Raw genomic sequence first — 20,789 nt, 5'->3', positions numbered from 1 at the left:
AGTCATCCTAGCCGTGTTGCTGACGTGAACGTGAACTGCTCGCACAGGCCTGTGGCGGCGGACCACGGCGGCGTCGCCGTGCTCCACCGCCACAGTGCGATGTGCAACATCAGCAGTCTACTCCGTCCGACGTCGGGGCTCAGCGACCTGTGACGCGACGCCTCCGCCGACCCAGATGGGCGGCCGCGCCGGCGCCGATCAGCACCACCACCAGGGCCGCGACGCCGAGGGTGGTCGTGCCGGCCCAGTCCTGGACGGTCTCGTCCTCCTCCGGCTGCGGGCGGGCGCGAGGATCACCCTCCGGTCCCGGCGTCACCCCGGAGTCCTCGGGGATCTCGACGTGCTGGGAGGTGTCGGACTCCCCGCGCCGGTGGATGCGCACCCAGTCGGCCAGCGACTGGTAGTCCGCCGGGTCGTAGTCCGGAAGGTCGTCGCGGCCCACGGCGGCGGCGACGTCGAGGATCCCCCGGCCGAACTCGGGGTCGACGCCCTCGGGGCCGGCGTCCTCGGCGGTGGTCAGCAGGCGGTGGCGGACCTCGGCGACCGGCAGGTCCGGATGGGCGGCCATCACCAGCGCCGCGGCCCCGGCGACGATCGGCGAAGCCCCGGAGGTGCCCGACCACTGCGCGTAGCCGCCCTCGGGCACCGCCCCGACCAGCGGTTCGGAAGGTGCCGCGAGATCCACTGCGATGCCCTGGGCCGAGGCGTCCTGGCTGATCTCCTCCTCCTCGGTGACCCCGGCGACGGTGACCACGCCGGGGATCGAGGCCGGTGCGCCCACGCTCCACTGCCCGGAGATCCGGTTGCCCGCGGCGGCGACGACCAGCACGTCGTTCTTCTCGGCCCGCTGGAAGGCCCGGTCCCAGGATTTCGGCCAGTCCTGCTGGTTGGGCAGGCCGAAGGACATGTTGATGATGTCGGCGTCGTGCTCGATCGCCCAGTCCACGCCGTCGACGACCTGCTGCTCCAGCGGGACGTCGTAGGAGCTGGGGATCTCCAGCGACATGGAGATGCTCAGCAGATCCGCCTGCGGCGCGACGCCGACGACGCCGGAGGTGCGCGCCGAGTTCGGCGACATCGCCGCGCCGGAGACCAGGTCGGAGGCCCGCACCGCGCCGGAGGTCAGCGCCTCGCGGGGGACCACGCCGGATCCGGCCGCCCCGGAGGAGCTCATCTCCTTCCGCAGATCGTCCCAGAACTCCTTCCAGTCCTGCTCGGAGAAGTCCTCGAAGTCGTGGGGCTCGGGCAGGTCCTCGGGGTCGTCGCCGCTGGGCTCGGTGCCGCGGCCGGCGGCCAGCGACCCGACCAGCGTGCCGTGCTCGGCGGTCATCTGCTCCACCGGGGAGCCGTCGGGGTCTCCTCCGCCGGAGACGTCGGTGCCGTCGACGACCGCGCCCTGCAGCGCAGGATGCTCGGCGTCGATGCCGGTGTCCATCACCGCGATCCGCACGCCGTCGCCCTGGGTCGTCTTCCAGGCCTCGGCGATGCCGTAGGTGTCCAGCCAGTACTGCGCCTCGCGCCAGGCGTCGGCCTCGGCGGAGGGGACGCCTCCGACCTGCGGGGCCAGCAGCAGCGGGACGAGGGCGCCGACGACCGCCGTCGACCGCAGCAGGCGGCGGCGGGGACGGCGGCGGCGCGGCGGCTCCGGGCTCTGCGGGGACATCAGGCTCATCGTCTGCGTCGGTCCTCCGGTCATCCGGCGATCTGCGGCTCGCGACCGGCGGCCAGCGAGAGGGCGATGCCGTCCAGGATGTCATGCTCGGAGGCCACCGCGGAGGTCACGCGCCCCTCGGTCACCGTGTTCACGTAGTCGAGGATGGTGCCCCAGATCAGCGCGCCGGCGCCGATGACGTCGACACGTCCGGGATGCATGAACGGCATGTGGGCGCGCTCGTCGCGGGACGCGGTGAGCAGCTGGTCCACGGACTGCTGGTACCGGTCCAGGTCGATCTCCGCGCCGTGGATGAGATCGGGGTCGTAGTCCTCCAGCCCGAGGGCGTGGGCGGTGACGGTCGTGACCGTGCCGGCCACGCCGATGACCACGTCGGTCTCGTCCAGGGGCATCACCTGCGAGACGTCCTCCAGGAAGGAGAGCGTCTCGAAGCTCGCCATCGAGGTCTCGGTCTCCTCCGGGGGATCGCTGTGCAGATGCCGCTCGGTGAAGCGCACGCAGCCCATGTCGGTGGAGATCGAGTGGGTCATGCCCAAGGATGTCCCCAGCACGAACTCCGTGGAGCCGCCGCCGAGGTCGACGACGAGGACCTTCCGCGCCGGATCCGGATCCAGCAGCGACGACGCGCCGGCGAAGGACAGCCCGGCCTCCTCGCTGCCGCGGATGACCTCCGGCTCGACCCCGATACGCTCCTTCACACCCTGGATGAAGACGTCGCGGTTCGCCGCGTCCCGCGTGGCCGAGGTGGCCACGAAGCGCACGGCCTCGACGTCGTGCCGGCGGATGAGCGCGGCGTACTGGTCGACCGCCGCGAAGGTCCGCTCGAGGGCGGCCTCGGAGAAGCGGCCGGCGGAGTCGACGTCCTCGCCGAGCCGCACCACGATCATCTGGCGCACCACGTCGGTCAGCGGAGAGGTCCGCACCGGGCAGCCGAGGCGATGCCCGTAGGGATCATGAGGCTCCGTCCGCTCCTCCTCGGGCCGGCGTCCGACGTCGGCGATCAGCAGGCGGATCGAATTCGTCCCGCAGTCGATGGCGGCAACTCGCATGTCTGCTCCTTCAGCTCCGGCGCCGGACGTGGCGGCTGAGGTCCTCGGTCGGGACCTCGGCGTCGTGGTCCCAGGCGCTCGCGCAGGTGCACGTCTGCGGGGTCCATTCCTCCGCCAGGCGGTCCAGGGTCTCGTCTCCCAGCGGGGTGATGCCCGGGCCGACGGCGAGGGCGTGGCCGACCAGGACATGCAGGCACTTCACGCGTCCGGGCATGCCGCCGGCGCTGACGCCGTCGATCTCCCAGACCGGATCCAGCCCGGCCCGCCGTCGGATCTGCTCACGCCGCTCGAGGTAGTCCTCGTGGGCGGCACGGTGGCCGGCGGCCAGCTGCGCGTCGTCGGCGAGCCGCTCGGTCATCTCGGCCATCACGCCGGCGGCCTCGAGCCGGGAGACCGCCTGCACGATGGTCGGATGGGTCAGGTAGTACGTCGTCGGGAAGGGGATCCCGTTCGACAGCCGCGGAGCGGTCGCGGCGACCAGCGGATTCCCGCAGCGGCAGCGGGCGGGGATCTCGACGACGTCGCGCACCGGGCGGCGCAGCTGGCGGCTGAGCGTCTCCAGGTCCTGCGCCGACGGCGTCGCCTCGTGCTGGGTCATCGTGATCTGAGGTCTCCTCTGCGCGCCGGCGACGTCGCCGGGTTCTGATGGGACGGGCTCGGGCGGCCGGCGCCGGGGACCGGCGAACCGGGGCTGCGGCCGCCGACGCGTCGCGGCCACGGATGTCTGCCGGGTCACACCGGCCGTCGACGTCGAGACTAATCCACCGCGGAACGGACCAGCGAATCCCAGAGCGCCTCGGCCCAGGGCAGATCATGCCGGACCTCGCCGTCGGCGGGCGTCGGCCCGCCTTCGTCCTGAGCGTCGAGGTCCCCGACCACGTGATACCGCTTCTCCCCCGGCATCACCAGGTCCACCCGCTCGCGGGCCTGCTGGCGGATGTACTCGGGGTCGTCCCAGCGGGCGATCTGGTCCTGGAGCTCGTCCTGCTCCTGCTGCGCGGCGGAGATCTCGGACTCGAGCTCGCCGAGTTCTCCACGCTGCTGGACATAGGTGCGGACGGTGGGGACCAGGAAGGACAGCACCACCAGAGCGACCACGGTCAGCACGATCATCCGTCCGGAGATCGTCCGCTCGGGGACCCGGGCGCGGGCGCTGACCGGGCTGCGACCGCCGGAGCCGGTGCCGTCGGCGGAGCCGCCGGCGGGCGTCTCGGCGCGGGCGGAGGCGGCGGGGCGGGACGAGCCGGTCCGGCCGCCGCGGCGGGCCGCGGCGCGGGCGGGCATGCGGATCTCGCCGGAGACCTGCTCGCGCTCGGCGAGGCGGCGAGCGGCGCGGTCCTGACGTGCGGCCAAGGCACCTCCCATCCCCGGCGGCGCGGACCTCGGCGCCGCCGTCTGTCGACGACCTGCTGCGACGCCGGTGGCGACGTCGGACCTTCAGAGTAGTGCGGCGCCGGGGCCGCGGCGCGCCGGACACGCGCTGACCGGGAGGATCGGTCCCGGCGGCAGACCGGAGACGCCTGCGGCCGGGTCCCTCGCGAGGGACCCGGCCGCAGGACGGGGCGTCGATGCGCGCCCGGCGCTCAGCGTCGGAGGCTCAGCGTCGCAGGCTCAGCGGGAGAAGCGCGGGAACGCCGAGGTGCCGGCGTAGGCGGCGGCGTCGCCGAGCTCCTCCTCGATGCGCAGCAGCTGGTTGTACTTGGCCACCCGCTCGGAGCGCGCCGGGGCGCCGGTCTTGATCTGCCCGGAGTTGGTGGCCACCGCGATGTCGGAGATCGTGGTGTCCTCGGTCTCGCCGGAGCGGTGGGAGATCATCGTCGTATAGCGGCTGCGCTGGGCCAGCTGGACGGCGTCCAGCGTCTCGGTCAGCGAGCCGATCTGGTTGACCTTCACCAGCAGCGAATTGCCGGTGTCGTTGTCGATGCCCTTGGCCAGCCGCTCGCGGTTGGTCACGAAGAGGTCGTCGCCGACGAGCTGGACCGTCGAGCCGATCTGCTCGGTCAGCGTCTTCCAGCCGTCCCAGTCGTCCTCGTCCAGCGGGTCCTCGATGGAGACCAGCGGGTAGGACTCGACGAGCTCGGCGTAGTAGGCGCTCATCTGCTCCGGGGTCTTCTGCTCCCCCTCGAAGGTGTAGGCCCCGTCGGAGAAGAACTCGCTGGCGGCGACGTCCAGGGCCAGGGCGACGTCTTCGCCGGGGGTGTAGCCCGCGCGGGTGATCGCCTCGGTGATCAGGTCCAGCGCCTCGCGGTTCGACGGCAGGTTCGGCGCGAAGCCGCCTTCGTCGCCGAGCCCGGTGGCCAGGCCCTTCTCCTTCAGCAGCGCCTTCAGCGCGTGGTAGACCTCCACGCCGGAGCGCAGCGCCTCGGCGAAGGTCGCCGCACCGATCGGAGCGATCATGAACTCCTGGATGTCGACGTTGGAGTCCGCGTGGGAGCCGCCGTTGAGGATGTTCATCATCGGCACCGGCAGCAGGTGGGCGTTCGGCCCGCCCAGGTACTTGTACAGCGGCAGGTCGGAGGCGTCCGAGGCGGCCTTGGCCACGGCCAGCGAGACGCCCAGGATCGCATTGGCGCCGAGGCTGTTCTTGTTGTCGGTGCCGTCGAGGTCGAGCAGCACCTGGTCGATCTGGCGCTGTTCCGTGGCGTCCTGCCCCTCGAGGGCCGGGGCGATGACGTCGTTGATCGCGGTGACCGCGCCGGTGACGCCCTTGCCGAGGTAGCGGCCCTTGTCGCCGTCACGGCGCTCGACGGCCTCGAACTGGCCGGTGGAGGCGCCCGAGGGCACCGCCGCCTGCCCGAAGCTGCCGTCGTCGAGCAGCACGTCCACCTCCACGGTGGGGTTGCCCCGCGAGTCGAGGATCTCGCGACCATACACACTGGCGATGAGAGACATGTCTGTCGGCTCCTTATTGCTGATGGTGTGACATTCGGGGGCCGACGCGCCCTTGCGCCAGCGAGGTCAGATGGCGGCGCAGCGCGCGTTCGGGGTCCTGATCCCGACGACGGGCTTCGTGCACCACAGTGAAGAGTAGTTCACCCAGGGCGTCCTCGTCAGCCGCGCCGAACGGCGAGGAGGCGTCCGGCTGCGCCGGCTCGTCCGCCGGCGCGGCGCCGTCGCGCGCGATCCGGTCCACCGTCTTGGCGGCGCGGGCCAGGGCGGGAAGATGGGGCGGCAGGGAGTCGACGACGGCGGCCAGCGCCGCGGCCTCCCCGGCCTCCTCCGGTTCCGCGGACTCGGCGGGTTCGGAGGCGTCGGCGCGGTCCGCGACGGCCCCTCGGGGCGGCGCCCCGGCGAACTCGCCGGCCTTCTCCTCGGCCTTGATCCGCGCCCAGGCCTGCTGGATGCTCTCCAGATCGGCGTGCTCGTCGACGGCCAGCCGACCCTCCGGGGTGAAGACGTGCGGACTGCGCCGGACCAGCTTGGCGGTGATCGCCTCCGCGACGCCGTCCAGGTCGAAGGAGCCGCGCTCCTCGGCCAGCCGGGCATGCAGCACGATCTGGAAGAGGACGTCGCCGAGCTCTCGGCGCAGCGATTCGTCGACGCGACCGGACTCGATCTCCTCGAGGGTCTCGTAGGACTCCTCGACGAGATACTCCACGAGATTCTCGTGGGTCAGCCGACGGGTCCAGGGACAGTGGAGACGCAGGGCCTCGACGACCTGCCGCAGACGGAGGAGGGCATCGCCGTCCGCGGCAGGCACGTCGGACACGGAGTCGGCCTCGGGGTCGGAGACGGAGGAGGGCTGCTGCGGGGTCACGCGGCGCGGATCACTGCCAGGCCTCGAGGATCATGGCCGAGAGCGCCTCGCGCTCGTCCAGCCCCAGGAAAGACGCCTCCAGCGCGTTGATCTGGAAGTCGGCCAGCTCGGCCAGCTCGTAGCCGAAGGTCGAGGCCAGCAGAGCCAGCTCCCCGGTGAGCGTGACGCCCGAGACCAGCCGGTTGTCGGTGTTGATGCCGACGTTGAAGCCCAGCTGGTGGAGCATGTCGACGGGATGGTCGGCCAGCTCCGGACCGAATCCCGCCGTCGCCCCGGTCTGCAGGTTGGAGGTCGGGCAGACCTCGAGGTGGACCTCGCGGTCGCGGACCCAGCGGGCGACCGGGCCGAGCTCCACCTGGAATACCTGCTCGTCCTCGGCGGCGCCCTCCTCCTCGGCGGCCGCCGAGTCGTCGACGACGCTGATGTCCTCGGCGATGCGGACGCCATGGCCCAGGCGGCGGGCCCGTCCGGAGACGAGGGCGTCGCGGATCGATTCCACGCCGTCGGCCTCCCCGGCGTGGACCGTCGTCGGGACCATCTGCGTCGCCAGCTCGGTGAAGGCGGCGGCGAGCCGGGCCGGGGAGAAGCCGTCCTCCGGTCCGGCGATGTCGAAGCCGACCACGCCGGCGCCGCGGTGCCGCACCGCCAGCTCGGCGATCTCGTCGCCGCGGTCGTTCTGCCGCATCGCCGAGATCAGCTGTCCGACGATGATGATGCCGTCCTTCTCCTCGACGGCGGCGACCCCCTCGTCGAGTCCGGCCCGGACGGCCTCGACGGCCTCGTCCAGGGACAGTCCCCGCTGCTGGTGCTGCTCGGGGGCCCAGCGCACCTCACCGTAGACGACACCGTCGGCGGCCAGATCCTCGACGTACTCGCGGGCCACGCGACGCAGTGACTCGGCCGTCTGCATCACGGCGGTGGTGTGCGCGAAGCCGGCCAGATACGCCTCCAGGGACCCCGACGTCGAGGCTCGGACGAACCAGTCGGCGAGCGCCTCCGGAGTGTCTGCGGGCAGCTCATGATCGACCTCGGCGGCGAGCTCGATCATCGTCGACGGGCGCAGCCCGCCGTCGAGATGGTCGTGGAGGCTGACTTTGGGGAGCGGGCGGATGGTCTCGTGCAGGTCCTGGGACGGGCCGGTGCTCTCCGGAGCGGAAGTCGCAGTCATGGTGTCAGCCTATCGGTCGGCGGCGACGCGGCGGGAGTCCACGCCGCCGCCGGTGGTGGTCCGGGCCGTCGGGCGGGTGAACGGGACGGGCAGGGCGACTCAGCCGATGCCGCTGATCGCGCTGCGGGTCCGCTGCTGGGTCGACTGCGCCGTCTGGTCGTTCTCCGACAGCGTCGTGCGGACCAGCTGGATGATCCCCTTGACCTCGTCCGAGGCCGAGCGCCACCGTTGCTCCACCGAGCGGTACTCCGCGTCGGCTCCGTCCATCTGGAAATCCGACATCGCCGCGGCGACCTGCTGGTCCCGGTCGTTGATCAGCGTCTCCAGCCGGGCGGCGATCTGCTCGATGTCGCCCTGCACCTGACCGGAGGCGTCGGTGTCGTAGGAAATGCGGTCCGTCGTCATCGTGATGTCTCCTTCCGTCCGCCGCGGCCCCGCCGGGCGGCTCGTGGTCCAGTGGTCCTGCAGTCCTGCCGGGCCGCGCCCCGGCGCTCAGCGTCCGGCGAAGCGTGCGGCGTCGAAGTTCGCCGCACTCTGCCGACGCTCCGCGTTCGCCGCCGACTCGTGGTCGCCGGTCCGGGTGGCCGCGTCCATCTCGGCCTGGCCGCGGTTGATCGCGGTCAGCGCGCTGTTGAGCTCGTGGGAGATCTCGTCGACGCGGCTCTTGAAGCTGTCGAACTGTGCGCGCCCCTGCCCGTTGAACCGGCCCTGGAGCGGATCCGCCGCCGCGGCCAGCTGGCGCACCAGCGAGGTCAGCTCCGTGCCGGACTGCTCGGTCCGCTGAGCGAGCGTCCCCAGGGTCTCGTTCCCCATGTCGAACTTCATGGCTGCTCCCATCCTGCGAGGTGTCTCTGGGTATGTCGTCCTCCGGCCCGCGGCGGTCCGGGGCCGGCTGCGACGGCCCGGACTCCTCCGGTGCCGCACGGCCCTCAGCTCACCGGGTTCGGGAGGCCGCGTCAAACAGTCATCCACAACCCCGATCCCCGACAGTCCGGAGGTCGCGCGTTCTCCACAAGCGGCGGCCCTCCGTTGGACAGGCCGGCCGGAACCTGGAATCTTCGACATCGCCTCCGGGGGCCGCCGGAGGGTTGAACAGCATCCGGTGATGCGACGGCCATGTTCTCGCCTCACGACGCCGCCCGGCGCGCCGGTAGTGCTCGCCGACGGCGCGCCGTCGGCGAGCACCCAGGACGAGCAGGACAGGTGACGCAGTGACGATCGACCACGACGAGAAGATCCTCGAATCGGTCTCGGTCCGACGACATCGCCTGCTCAAAGCGCTGCTGCACGGGCGGGAGCGCACCCGCCGGCACTACGACGTCGGGGTGCGGACCATCCTGATAAGTCTCGTCCTCGCCGCGCTGCTCTGCGCCGGATGCGTCGGCTACTCGTTCATCGCCGACCTCTTCGCCGACCGGGAGGCGGCCCGTTCGGCGCCCGCCTCCCCGGTCGCCCCGGACCACGGGGTCGGGACGGCGGCGCCGTTCGTCGCGGAGGTCGCGCGATGAGCCCCGGCTACGCCCGCGTCACCGTCACCGCCGAGCGGCGCAGCGTGGAGCTGCTGCTGCCCGCCCGGCAGCCGCTCGGCACCCTGATGCCGGAGATCCTCCGGCACGTCGGCGGCGATCATCGCGGTTCCGCGCCGCGGACGACGACGCTGACCCCCGTCGGCGGCCCCTCGCTGCACGCCGAGCAGAGCCTCGCCGAGGCGGGCGTCGGCGACGGCAGCCTGCTGGCGCTGGACCGGCTCGACGAGGCCGTGCCGCATCCGCTGGTCTACGACGTCACCGAGACGGCCGAGGCGCTGAGCCCGGAGCTCGATCGCCGATGGGCCGTAGACCTCGACCGGGCGGGCTCCGCGGCCGTCGTCGCCGTCGCGCTGGTCGGGGCGCTCACGGTGCTCACGGATCTGCTGGCCCCGGGCGTCCCGTCCTGGTGGTCGCTCGGCGCGGCCACGGCGATGCTCGCCGTCCTCGCCGCGGTCCCCTGCCGACGGATCGGCTGGGACGCCGAGCTGCTCGTCGCCGGCGCCGCCTCGTTGGGCCTCGCACTGGTCCAGGGACTGCCGGAGCACCCGTGGAACGGATGGCTGCCCGGACTCTGGGGCGCCGCCGCGCTGTGCGCCTGGCAGATCTCGCGCCGGAACTGGGCGGCGCTGGCGGTCTGCGCGACGACCACGGCGGTGCTCGCCGCCGGCTGGGCGGTCCCGGCGCTGCTCACCGGCTCCGCCGGGCACGCCGCCGGCGTCGCCGGGGCGACGACCGCAGTGATGCTGGGGCTCGCGCCGCGGGCGGCGCTGGCCCTCTCCGGGCTGGACGCCCTCGACGACCGCGTCTCCGCGGGTCGGCGCACCACTGTCTCCGACGTCCGCGGCTCCTGGACCGCCGCGCACCTCGGCCTCGCCGGCGGGGTGCTGCTCTGCGCGACCTCCGGCGCCGCGGCGGTGCACGGGCTGCTCGCCGCCGGAGCCTCGCCGTGGGGCCCGGCGCTGGCCGTCGTCGTCGCCGCGCTGACCGCGCTGCGCGCCCGCAGCATGCCGCTGTCCCTCGAACGCGCGGCGCTGCTCGGCTCGGCCACCCTCTCGGCGACGCTGCTCGCCCACCACTTCGCCGACCGCGGAGCCGGCGCCGGAGTCCTGGCGGTCCTGGTCGTGGTCGCGGCGCTGCCGCTGGCGCTCACCCTGGCCCGTCGCCCCGAGCACGTCGGCGCGCGGCTGCGGCTGACCGCGCGACGCGCCGAGGTGCTGGCCACGATCACCCTCATCCCGCTGCTGCTGGGCCTCTTCGGCCTGTATGCCCAGCTGACCACCACGTTCCAGGAGTGAGCGCTCGATGACCGTCCCCTCCGCCCCGTCGCCGCGGCCCTCCCAGGCCGTGGATCAGGCCCCGCACGCCGCGCCGTCCTTCTCCCCCGCCCCGCCGGACGCCGCATCCGGACGCCGCGGATCGGCGCCGGCTCCCGATGAGGACGTCGCCGCGCTGCGCGGCCGCCACGGGGATCCGACGCCCCGGCGGATGCTGCGCCGCCTGCGCCGGCTGCTCGGCGACGACGAGTTCCCCGAGGCCTACGAGCGGGCGCTCGGCGGATGCCGGCTGCCGGTGACAACCGGCCGCCGCGTGGGGGTGCTCAGCGTCGACGGCGGCGTCGGCCGGTCCACGCTGACCGCCGCCGTCGGACTGCTCCTGGCCGCGGCGCGCGCCGACGCCGTCTCCGTCGTGGACGTGGGGCCGACCCCGTCGGGCGTCGCGGTCCGGCTGCCGGAGCAGGTGCCCGCCTCCTCCTGGCGACGGCTGGCGGCCGACCCGGCCAGCCCCGACCGGGCGGCGGCAGGCCTGCACCACAGCCTGGGACGGGCAGGGTCGTCGCTGCATCTGCTCGACCGGGACCCCGACCCGACGGCCCCGCCGGCACCGGCCGCCGAGGAGGCCGAGCTGCTCCACCACGTGCTCGCCCGGGCGTTCAGCGTCTCGGTGCTCGAGCTGCCTCCGGCGGCGATCCCGGTGCCGACGACCTCCCTGGAACAGATGCACTGCCTGATCCTGGTCTCCGGGGCGGCGCCGTCGAGTGCCGCGCGGACTGCCGAGCATCTGCACCGAGTGCGCCGTCACGCTCCGCACGTGCCGATCCTGCCGGTCGTCTCCGCCACCCGCCCGGCGACCTCGACCGAACGGCGCGGCGCCTACGACGTGCTCGGCGCGGCCTCCGGCACGGCCCCTCTGCTGGTCGATCATGATCGGCATCTGACTCCCGGCCTCCCGATCTCCCTGGAGCACATCGGCGAGCAGCGGCGCCTGCAGCTCGTCGAGCTCGCCGCCGCGGCGCTGTCGCTCGCCGCCTCCCCCGGCCCGCAGCCCGCCGCCCAGGAGGTCCGATGAGCATCGCCGAGTCCGCTGTCGTACGGAGCGCCGCCTCGCCGGAGCCGTCCCGGTCGCGCGGCCGAGCGACCACCGGGCCCGGCGGTGCCGGCTCCGAGGACGCCGGCTCCGGCGTACGGCTGGTCCACCGCCCCGCGCGCTCCACCGCCCCGGCGCGACCGGCGGAGACCACCACGATCCGCCGGCCCCCGCTGGTCGGCGAGGAGTCGAGCGGCGGCTCGGGGCTCCTCGGGCTGATCCCGATGCTCGGCGCGGCCGGCTCCATGACGGTGATGATGCTCTTCCGCGATTCGCCGTTCGCCGCCGTGGGCGCGCTGATGATGATCGTCACCGTCGTCGGGGCGGTGGTCATGCTCGTCTCCCAGCGCGGACGGGCCGGTCGCCGGCGGAAGACGCTGCGCGACGGCTATCTCGACTATCTCGAGGAACGTCGCCATCAGCTGCTGGAGGACGAACGCGCACACCGCACCGCCGCCCGGGCCTGCGACCCGCTGCCCGAGGCGCTGGTGGACGTCGTCTCGGATCCTCATCGACTGTGGGAGCGGCGGCGCGGCCATGAAGACTTCCTGCGGGTGCGCCTGGGCACCGGCACGGCTCCGGTGCGTCAGCTGGCTCTCGAGGGCGGCGAGGAATCCCCCGGCGAGCGCCCCGATCCGCATCTCTCCCAGGAGCTGGACACCCTGGTGCGCCGCTTCCGCGCGGCACCCGACGTGCCGCTGCTGGTGGACCTGGCCCGCCACGACACCGTCTCGATCATCGGCGACGCGTCGTTCGGCCAGCAGGTGCTGCGCGCGCTGACGCTCTCCGCCGCGGCTCTGCACAGTCCCGAGGACCTGCAGCTGGCCGCCGCGGTGCCGCCGGCGCTGCGCGAGGACTGGCGCTGGTTCTCGCGGCTGCCCCATGTGCTGGACCAGCGTCGCCCGACCGCCCGGGGCCCGCTGAATCGCGTCGCCCCGTCCTCGGCCGCGCTGCGGGATCTGCTCGACGAGGAGATCCGTGCCCGACACCAGCGCCACGCCGAGGTCCGCCGCACCACGCTCTCCACCCGTCCCGCCGTGGCCCAGCCGCGCCTGCTGATGCTCGACCTCGCCCACGAGGGCGCGGCCTCCGCGCCCTCGCTGCCGGATCCCACGCTGCGGCCCGGAGACCTGGCCATCACCTCGCTGCATCTCGTCGCGGCCCAGCACCAGGAGCCCGAGGAGGTCTCGCTGCGCATCGTCCAGACCCCCGACGGCCTGCGCCTGGAGGACTGCGCCGCCGACCCGCTGGACCCCGAGATCACCCGCGGGGCGCTGAACCCGGTGCCGGAGGCGGTCGCCGACGGCGTCGCCCGCATGCTCGCTCCGCTGCGCCTCTCCCCGGACTCCCGGGAGCACGACGAGGACCTCGACCGTCGACGCTTCACGGCGCATCTGGGCATCCGCGACGTCGACGCGCACGACGTCGACCGGCTCTGGCGCCCGCGGACGCCTCCGGACTTCCTCGCCGTCCCCATCGGCGTCGACGACCGCGGCCAGCCGGTGCGGCTGGACCTCAAGGAATCCGCCCAGCACGGCATGGGGCCCCACGGGCTGTGCGTCGGGGCCACCGGATCGGGCAAGTCCGAGCTGCTGCGCACGCTGGTGACCGGACTGGCGGTGACCCACCCGCCCGAGGAGCTGTCGATGGTGCTCGTCGACTACAAGGGCGGCGCCACCTTCGCGCCCTTCGCCGAGCTCCCCCACGTCTCGGGCCTGATCACCAACCTCAACGACGACGCGACGCTGATCGATCGCATCCATGCGAGCCTGGAGGGCGAGGTGCTGCGCCGCCAGGAGCTGCTCAAGGACGCCGGGGACTTCGCCAGCATCGGCGAGTACCGCGCCCACCGGGTCGAGCGGGCGGCCGCCGGCGAGGAGCTGGAGGCGCTCCCCCATCTCTTCGTGATCATCGACGAGTTCGGCGAGCTGCTCTCCGCCCGCCCGGACTTCATCGACCTGTTCATGTCCATCGGCCGGATCGGCCGGTCGATCGGCGTGCATCTGCTGCTCTCCAGCCAGCGCATCGAGACCGGCAAGCTGCGCGGACTGGAGACCCATCTCTCCTACCGGATCGGGCTGCGCACGCTCTCCGAGGGCGAGTCCCGCACAGTGCTGGAGACGCCCGACGCATTCCATCTGCCGCCCCAGCCCGGGTACGGCTACCTCAAAGTCGACACCACGACCTACACGCGGTTCAAGGCCGGCTACGTCTCCGGGCCGCTGAGCGCCGAGACGGACGCTGAGGAGGAGGTGGAGACCGAGGAGGAGCTGCCGGTGCTGGCCGACAGCTTCTACGCCCAGGACGCGGTGCACGACGCCGCGGCCCGGGCGGCGGCCGAGCGCGCCCGCGGGGCCGAGGACGCGAGCGGGTCGTCAGGGTCCGTCGACGCCGAGGATTCGGGCGCCTCCTCGGGCGCGGAGGATTCTCCCGGCGGCACGAGCCCGACGGCGCCGACGGTGCTCTCGACGCTGGTCGCGGCGATGCGGGACCGTCCGCGGCCGATCGCGCCGATCTGGCTGCCGCCGCTGCCCGACGCGGTGTCGCTGGACCGCACTGTCGAGGGCGACCTCCGGGCGGCGCGGATGCGGCCGATGCAGGTGCCCGTCGGCCTGCTCGACGACCCGGCGAACCAGTGGCAGGGGCCGTGGACGCTGGACCTGGCCCGCGCCGGCGGCCACGTGGCCGTGCTGGGCGGGCCGTCGTCCGGGACCTCGACCGCGCTCCGGACGATCGGGCTCTCGCTGGCGGCCACCCACTCCGTGCGGGAGGTGGCGCTCTACGGCATCGACCTCGGCGGGGCCGGGCTGCTGCCGCTGCGCGGCCTGCCTCACAGCGCCGGGATGGCCGCGCGCACCTCGCGGGAGACGATCCGCCGCACGATCGAGGAGCTCAGCGACATCCTCGACGAGCGGGAACGCCTCTTCGAGGAGCATGAGATCGACACGCTGGCCACGATGCGCCGGCGCCACGCCGCCGGCGAGCTGCCCGAGCTCCACGCCGCCGACGTGGTGCTGCTGCTCGACGGCTGGGGCTCGCTGCAGCAGGAGCACGCCGAGCTCGCCGAACAGGTCCACGACGTCCTCTCCCGCGGCGGCGGCTACGGAGTGCACGTCGTCGCGGCCGCGACGCGCTGGAACGAGGTGCGCATCGCCCAGCAGTCCTTCTTCGGCACCCGGCTGGAGCTGCGGCTCGGCGAGCCCGCGGAGTCGGCGCACGGACGCCGCGTCGCCGAGCAGGTGCCCGCCGACCGTCCCGGCCGAGGTCTGAACCACGATCGGCTCATCGGGCAGCTCGCGCTGCCGCGCCTCGACGGCGCCGCCGAGATCGACTCGCTGAACCAGGGACAGCAGGACGCGGCGGCGACGGTCCGAGAACAGGAGCCCGAGCCGGTGGCCCGGCGCGTGCAGGTGCTGCCCCAGGTGCTCCCCCTGGACGAGTTCCCCGCGCCGGCCCGTCGCGGGCAGGTGCCCTTCGGCCTGGTCGAGCGCACCTCCACGCCGAAGCACCTCGATCTCCTCGGCGCCGAGCCCAACCTCCTGGTGCTCGGCGACGAGTCCTCCGGCAAGAGCTCGCTGCTGGGCACGCTGGCGCAGTCGCTGATCGAGCAGCACACGCCCGAGGAGCTGGTCTTCGCCGTCTTCGATCCGCGACGCGGACTGGAGGGGGTGATCCCCGAGTCCTACCTCGGCGGCACGGCCACGAGCCCGCAGCTGGCCGAAGGCCTGGCCGGCGGCGTCGCCCGGGAGCTGCGCGCCCGCGTCCCGGAGGATCGCGCCGCGGCCTCGGCGGACGGCGGCGTCGAGGGGCCTCGGGTGGTGCTGCTGGTCGACGACTACGACGTGCTCACCGCCGGCGGCCGGTCGCCGATGCATCCCTTCTCCGAGCTGCTCCCGCTGGGACCGGACATCGGCTTGAACGTCCTGGCCGCCCGGCGAGTGCGCGGGGCCATGCGGGGGATGCACGACCCGTTCCTCACCGCCGTCCGCGAGACGGGCGGGGCGACGTTCCTGATGGACGGCGATCGCGCCGAGGGCGCGCTGGTCGACGGCATGCGGGCGAGCCGCATGCCCCCGGGCCGCGGACTCTTCCTGCACGGCGGCCGCCCGCCGCGGACGGTGCAGACGGTCCGCCGCACCTGAGGCGTCGGCGAGGGCGCACGCGCTCAGCCCCAGGTCACCGTCGGTCACCTTCGGTCAGTGAGCGCCGCCCCGGACCACAGCGGGCAGGAGCATGATGGCCAGAACTCCCCCGACGAGCGAGAGGACGGCGAAGTCCGCCGCGGAGACGAGCATGCCCGAGGCCAGCCCTCCGACGGCCCCCGCCACGGCGATCGCGACGTCGATGAGCCCCTGGGTCTTTGCCCGCGTCTCCGGCGGGAGGACCTCCGTCACGAGGGCGGTGCCGCTGACGAGACCGGCGTTCCACCCCAGCCCCAGCAGGAGGAGCGCGAGAGTGAGCACCGGCACGGAGTCGCCGGGGGCGAACGCGGCCAGGACGCCGGCGGCCGCGAGGGCCGCGGCGGCCGCCGCGACGATCGTGAGGGGACCGCAGCGGTCGACCAGCAGCCCTGTCAGCGGCGAGGGCAGGAACATCGCCGCGACGTGGACGGCGATCACCAGACCGGAGGCCGCAGCGCCGAGTCCGTGCGCATGCATGTGGACCGGCGTCATCGTCATGATGGCGACCATGACGCCCTGACTGAGGACCAGAGTCAGCACCCCCATCCTCAGGCTCGGGACGCGGCGCGCCGAGCGGGGCTCGGCCGCCGGGCCTGCGGCTCCCGGAGCATTCCGACCCGCGTCCTGGGCGGCGGACTGTGAGCGGGCCAGCAGCAGCGGGTCGGGACGCAGCCAGAGGAGGAGGACGATGGCCGCCAGGGCGAAGGCCGCGCTGGAGAGGACGAAGAGGCCGGTCAGGCGCGGCAGTCCGAGGAACGCGGCGAGCTCCCCCGCGGGAGCCGCCAGGTTGGGGCCCAGGACTCCGCCGAGAGTGGTGGCGACCAGCACCGACGCGATGGCGCGGGCCCTGTGGGTCGGGGCGACGAGATCGGTGCCGGCATAGCGAGCCTGGAGATTCACCGCCGTACCGGCGCCGTAGAGCACCAGGGCGAGGAGCACGAGGATGAGGCTGTCGATCGTCGCCCCGGCGACGACTCCCCCGCCGCCGATCGCTCCGACGAGGTACCCGCCCGCCAGCCCCGGACGTCGGCCGCGGGCCTGGGAGACGCGTCCGACCAGCAGGGCCGCGCCGGCGGATCCGGCGGTGAGCAGCGCGATGCCCAGCCCGGCCAGCGCCGTGGTCTCGAGCATGTCCTGCAGGAGCAGAGACGCCACGGTGACGCCGGCGGCCAGACCGACGCCGCTGAGGATCTGGGAACAGATCAGGACAGTCAGGATGCGCGGTTGCACGCCGGAGTCCGGTGCGCCGGCGAGGCCGGTGGCACCCGACGGGCCAGGTGCCGCTCCAGAACGCCCGGCGTCGACCCGCTCGGACGCCCCGGGAGCCGCGAGCGGTCGCCGGCTCAGGCCCACTGCAGCCGGTCCGACAGGCCGGCGGCGGTGAAGGCCTCCACGAGGTCGTCCCGCCCCTCGGTGAAGTGTGCCCATCCTTCGAAATGGACGGGCACCACGTGCCGGGCGCGGAGGATCCTCGTGGCCTCGGCCGCCTGAGCGCTGTCCAGGACGATCGGCCGTCCCTCGAAGATCTCGGGGAAACGAGGAGCCCCGGCGAAGAGGATGGCGGTGTCGATCGGTGCGAACTGCTCGGCGATCGGCTCGAGCACGTCGAGCGACGCGTTGTCACCGCTCACGTAGACCGTCGGCAGCCCCTCTCCGGTCAGGACGAACCCGACGACCTCACCGGAGATCGCCTCGATCTCGGCCCGGTCGCCGGGGCCGTGGATCGCCGGCACGCCGGTGACTGTGATCGTCCCGCCCCCGGGACGATCCAGCTCGACCGACTCCCAGTCCCGCAGACCTCGGGCAGTGCCGCCCAGTCGTCGTCCGCCGCCCGGCGTGGTCAGGGTGAGCGGCACCTCGGCGAGCAGGGCGCGGCCGGAGTCGTCGAGGTTGTCGGGGTGCTCGTCGTGGGAGAGCAGCACCGCATCGACGCGGCCGAGGTCGGCGGGGCTCCCGGCTGCGGGGGCCGTCTTGGTCAGCATGACCTCCGGAGCGGGGTACTCGCCGGGAGCGTCGAAGGTCGGATCGGTGAGGAACTGAAGGCCTCCATACTCGAACAGAGCTGTCGGACCGCCGAAGTGACGGATGGAGACCTGGTCGGCGAACGGGGCGGGAGAAGACATGGTCACTGATCCTCACGGTTATATTTCGGACTATCCGTGATGAGACCCTAGTGATTCTCACGGATCGATGCAATGGGTACCATAAGAATATGGAAGAGGTCACGACGACGGAGGATGCCCTCCCGCCCGCTCCCGGTGAGGAACGCCATGCTGCTCTGGCGCTGGCGAACAGCGTCGTCGCCCTGCCGGGCGGGCATGCGACGGACCTCCTCGGGACCCCGTCGCAGACCAACCGCTGGCTCACTGACCATGACCTCGCGCCGGTGGATCTCGCGATGCAGGAGATGTGCGCCGCGCAGCTGCGCGCGCTGCGTGAACAGATCAGAGCTCTCTTCGCCTCGCGTACCGCGGGAGTCCCCGCCCACCCTGGCGCCCTGTCAGCAGTCAACGACGCGCTGACCCGGGTGCCGACAGCTCGGCTGCTGAAGTGGGATGACGAGACGGGGCCCTACCGTGAGACGCCGCACCCGACCACGGAAGTCGTGGACCATGCCCTGGCGGCTCTCGCGGCGAGCGCCGCCGATCTGCTCACCGATCCCGAGGCGGAACGACTCGCCGCGTGCGGCTCGCCGCCCTGCATTCGCTTCTTCGTGCGTCACGGGCGCCGCCAGTGGTGCTCGACCCGCTGCGGCGACAGGGCCCGGGCGGCCCGCGCCTACAGTCGGCGGACGCAGACGGCGGAGGGCTGAGGCGCTTCCCCTCACCCGGCACGCGTCATGAGCAGTCCGGTGGGAATCAGCGGTCGGCGTCACCCGGAGATTCGTCGTCCGCCTCGACCTCGGCCTCCCATTCGACGTCGCCGCCGGCCCGGCCCCGCGGGCGGGCCCGCCGGTGCGGCAGGTGCACCGGGGCCTCGACCTCGAGCTCGCCCAGATCCTGATAGCCCTCCGGGTCCAGGTGCACGCCGCGGCGGTCCAGCCAGGCGGTGAACCGGCGGAAGACGCGGTCGAAGATCCAGCCGAGCACCACCGCCCCGCCGATGGAGACCACCATCGAGATCAGCACCGAGTCGAAGAGCTGCCCGCCGACCAGTCCGATGGCGGTGGTGTAGGCCGCCCAGAGCAGCGAGGCTCCGGCGTCGATGACGACGAAGCGCCGGAAGGAGTAGCCGGTGGCGCCGGCGACGAAGTTGATGCCCACCCGGCCGCCCGGGATGAATCGTCCGACGAAGATCAGCAGCACGCCGCGTTTGTCGAGCTCGTGCCGCGCCCAGGTGAACGTCCGTCGCGGCGTCGGCCGGCGCATCCAGCCGAAGCGCTCGGTGCCGATCAGCCGTCCCAGCCGATGGGCGATGATGTCGCCGAGCAGGGCTCCGCCGGCGGCGACCAGCACCACGCCGAACCACGGCGGGGTGCCGGGCTCGCCCAGCAGCGAGCCGAGCCCGACGACCAGCGAGTCGGAGGGCACGACGGGGATGAACCCGTCGACGACGCAGAAGAAGAGCAGACCCAGCAGGGTCCACCAGCCGGAGGCGGCGTCGAGGACGGCCTCGTTGACGGTGTCGAGCAGCTCCCCGGGCCCCATCACGCCCCTCAGCCGGCGGCGGGGTCGACGTCCTCGGCGCTGATCCGCCCCAGCACGAGGTCACCCCGCGAGACCTCCTGGGAGGAGATCTCGACGGCGTCGGCCAGCGCCTCCTCGGCGCGCTCGAGGCGGGGCTCTTCGTCGGTGAGCAGCGTGAACAGCGGCTGGCCGGCGGTCACGGCGTCGCCGGGTTTGGCATGCATCCGCACGCCCGCGGCGGCCTGCACCGGGTCCTCCTTCCGCGCCCGGCCCGCGCCCAGGCGCCAGGCGGCCAGCCCCACGCCCATCGCGTCCATCGACGCGACCGTCCCGCTCACCGCCGCGCACACTGTGTGCTCGTGCCGCGCCTGCGGCAGCGGCGCGTCCGGGTCGCCGCCCTGCGCGGCGATCATCCGGCGCCAGATGTCCATCGCCCGGCCGTCGCGCAGCGCCTCGGCGGGATCGGCGTCGGGCCGTCCGGCGGCGGCCAGCATCTCGCGGGCCAGGGCCACAGTCAGCTCGACGACGTCGTCGGGCCCGCCGCCGGCGAGCACCTCCACCGACTCCTCGACCTCGACGCCGTTGCCGGCGGTCAGCCCCAGCGGAGCCGACATGTCGGTCAGCAGCGCCGTGGTGGCCACGCCGGCGTCGGTGCCCAGCGCGACCATCGTCCGGGCCAGCTCCTCGGCCTCGGCCCGGGTCTTCATGAACGCGCCGGCGCCGACCTTGACGTCGAGGACCAGGGCGTCGGTGCCCTCGGCGATCTTCTTGGACATGATCGAGCTGGCGATCAGCGGCATCGCCTCGACGGTGCCGGTGACGTCGCGCAGCGCGTAGAGCTTCTTGTCGGCCGGGGCCAGCCCGGCGCCGGCGGCGCAGATCACCGCGCCGACGTCGTCGAGCTGAGCGAGCATCTCCTCGGTGCTCAGCGCGGCCCGCCACCCGGGGATCGCCTCGAGCTTGTCCAGCGTGCCGCCGGTGTGGCCCAGCCCGCGGCCGGAGAGCTGCGGGACCGGCACGCCGAAGCTGGCCACCAGAGGCGCCAGCGGCAGGGTGATCTTGTCGCCGACGCCGCCGGTGGAGTGCTTGTCGGCAGTGCGTCGGCGCGCGCCGTCGGGGGTGGTCAGCGAGGAGAAGTCCATCCGCTCGCCGGAGGCGATCATCGCCTGCGTCCACCGGGCGATCTCGTCGCGCTCCATGCCGCGGAGCAGGATCGCCATCGCCATCGCCGACATCTGCTCGTCGGCGACGCGGCCGGCGGTGTAGGCGTCGATGATCCAGTCGATCTGCGCCGGCTCCAGGCGGCCGCCGTCGCGCTTGGCACGGATCAGCTCGACGACGTCGAAGGCATCGGGAGCGGGCGACGAGGTCTCTGTGGGGCTCATGGTGACAGGGTCCTTTCCCCGCGGAGGCGCGGGACGGCGGGAGCAGATCGCTGCGGGA

General features: G+C 73.3%; 18 protein-coding genes. 5 read left to right on the top strand and 13 right to left on the bottom strand.

Features of this window, described 5'->3' with window-relative positions; translation table 11 throughout:
* Positions 1–139: 139 nt before the first annotated feature.
* The 9 genes from GCL72_RS09670 to GCL72_RS02195 all read right to left on the bottom strand — a co-directional run bounded on the left by GCL72_RS09670 (position 140) and on the right by GCL72_RS02195 (position 8,471).
* Positions 140–1,672: a S8 family peptidase gene (locus GCL72_RS09670; protein WP_170289529.1), complete on the bottom strand. Its 1,533-nt coding sequence runs from the start codon at positions 1,670–1,672 to the stop codon at positions 140–142.
* Between the two features lie 20 nt (positions 1,673–1,692).
* Positions 1,693–2,721, bottom strand: a complete 1,029-nt coding sequence (locus GCL72_RS02230) for a Ppx/GppA phosphatase family protein (protein ID WP_153143085.1) — start codon at positions 2,719–2,721, stop codon at positions 1,693–1,695.
* A 10-nt stretch (positions 2,722–2,731) separates the two neighbouring features.
* The gene (locus tag GCL72_RS02225; RefSeq protein ID WP_153143084.1) at positions 2,732–3,319 is read right to left on the bottom strand and encodes a DUF501 domain-containing protein; all 588 of its coding nucleotides are present in this window, start codon (positions 3,317–3,319) and stop codon (positions 2,732–2,734) included.
* Between the two features lie 158 nt (positions 3,320–3,477).
* Positions 3,478–4,074 carry an FtsB family cell division protein gene (locus GCL72_RS09825; protein WP_246160971.1) on the bottom strand — a complete coding sequence of 199 codons (597 nt, stop codon included), beginning with the start codon at positions 4,072–4,074 and terminating at the stop codon, positions 3,478–3,480.
* A 258-nt stretch (positions 4,075–4,332) separates the two neighbouring features.
* On the bottom strand, positions 4,333–5,613 hold the full coding sequence (gene eno, locus GCL72_RS02215) for a phosphopyruvate hydratase (RefSeq protein WP_153143083.1): 1,281 nt from the start codon (positions 5,611–5,613) through the stop codon (positions 4,333–4,335).
* A 13-nt stretch (positions 5,614–5,626) separates the two neighbouring features.
* On the bottom strand, positions 5,627–6,478 hold the full coding sequence (locus tag GCL72_RS02210; RefSeq protein WP_246160970.1) for a MazG nucleotide pyrophosphohydrolase domain-containing protein: 852 nt from the start codon (positions 6,476–6,478) through the stop codon (positions 5,627–5,629).
* Between the two features lie 10 nt (positions 6,479–6,488).
* Positions 6,489–7,646 (bottom strand): adenosine deaminase, encoded by a 1,158-nt coding sequence (locus GCL72_RS02205; protein WP_153143082.1) that lies wholly within the window; start codon positions 7,644–7,646, stop codon positions 6,489–6,491.
* Positions 7,647–7,745: 99 nt separating this feature from the next.
* Positions 7,746–8,051, bottom strand: a complete 306-nt coding sequence (locus GCL72_RS02200; RefSeq protein WP_153143081.1) for a pore-forming ESAT-6 family protein — start codon at positions 8,049–8,051, stop codon at positions 7,746–7,748.
* An 87-nt stretch (positions 8,052–8,138) separates the two neighbouring features.
* Complete coding sequence (locus tag GCL72_RS02195) at positions 8,139–8,471, bottom strand: hypothetical protein (protein ID WP_153143080.1); 333 nt, start codon at positions 8,469–8,471, stop codon at positions 8,139–8,141.
* Positions 8,472–8,857: 386 nt separating this feature from the next.
* On the opposite strand from GCL72_RS02195, the gene GCL72_RS02190 reads away from it, so the two are divergent.
* The 4 genes from GCL72_RS02190 to eccCa are packed head-to-tail and all read left to right on the top strand — an operon-like array spanning position 8,858 to position 15,681.
* Positions 8,858–9,154, top strand: coding sequence for a thioredoxin domain-containing protein (locus tag GCL72_RS02190; protein WP_153143079.1), 297 nt, complete (start codon positions 8,858–8,860; stop codon positions 9,152–9,154).
* On the top strand, positions 9,151–10,470 hold the full coding sequence (eccD, locus tag GCL72_RS02185) for a type VII secretion integral membrane protein EccD (RefSeq protein ID WP_153143078.1): 1,320 nt from the start codon (positions 9,151–9,153) through the stop codon (positions 10,468–10,470). Before GCL72_RS02190 ends, eccD begins: the two co-directional genes overlap by 4 nt.
* 7 nt (positions 10,471–10,477) lie before the next feature.
* Positions 10,478–11,521: a CpaE/TadZ family protein gene (locus GCL72_RS02180; RefSeq protein ID WP_153143077.1), complete on the top strand. Its 1,044-nt coding sequence runs from the start codon at positions 10,478–10,480 to the stop codon at positions 11,519–11,521.
* Positions 11,518–15,681, top strand: coding sequence for a type VII secretion protein EccCa (eccCa, locus tag GCL72_RS02175; RefSeq protein ID WP_246160969.1), 4,164 nt, complete (start codon positions 11,518–11,520; stop codon positions 15,679–15,681). The genes GCL72_RS02180 and eccCa overlap by 4 nt, the downstream gene beginning before the upstream one ends.
* Positions 15,682–15,735: 54 nt before the next feature.
* Here the strand turns inward: eccCa and GCL72_RS02170 are convergent, their stop codons facing one another.
* Positions 15,736–16,950, bottom strand: a complete 1,215-nt coding sequence (locus GCL72_RS02170; protein ID WP_246160968.1) for an MFS transporter — start codon at positions 16,948–16,950, stop codon at positions 15,736–15,738.
* A gap of 113 nt (positions 16,951–17,063) precedes the next feature.
* Entirely contained in the window at positions 17,064–17,843 is a 780-nt protein-coding gene (locus GCL72_RS02165; protein ID WP_153143075.1) for an MBL fold metallo-hydrolase, read from the bottom strand.
* Positions 17,844–17,932: 89 nt separating this feature from the next.
* Here GCL72_RS02165 and GCL72_RS02160 point away from each other — a divergent pair, with 89 nt between their 5' ends.
* A complete protein-coding gene (locus tag GCL72_RS02160; protein ID WP_153143074.1) occupies positions 17,933–18,532 on the top strand; it encodes a CGNR zinc finger domain-containing protein in 600 nt (199 codons plus the stop codon).
* A gap of 46 nt (positions 18,533–18,578) precedes the next feature.
* On the opposite strand, the gene GCL72_RS02155 is transcribed toward GCL72_RS02160, so the two are convergent.
* The gene (locus GCL72_RS02155; RefSeq protein WP_153143073.1) at positions 18,579–19,367 is read right to left on the bottom strand and encodes a DedA family protein; all 789 of its coding nucleotides are present in this window, start codon (positions 19,365–19,367) and stop codon (positions 18,579–18,581) included.
* An 8-nt stretch (positions 19,368–19,375) separates the two neighbouring features.
* On the bottom strand, positions 19,376–20,731 hold the full coding sequence (locus tag GCL72_RS02150; RefSeq protein WP_153143072.1) for a thymidine phosphorylase: 1,356 nt from the start codon (positions 20,729–20,731) through the stop codon (positions 19,376–19,378).
* Between the last annotated feature and the right edge of the window lie 58 nt (positions 20,732–20,789).

Origin of the sequence: Nesterenkonia halophila (assembly GCF_009467795.1) — a bacterium.
Classification (GTDB): domain Bacteria; phylum Actinomycetota; class Actinomycetes; order Actinomycetales; family Micrococcaceae; genus Nesterenkonia; species Nesterenkonia halobia.
The sequence above is the reverse complement of the archived record's forward strand: the minus strand, read 5'-3'. Positions and strand labels throughout refer to the sequence as shown.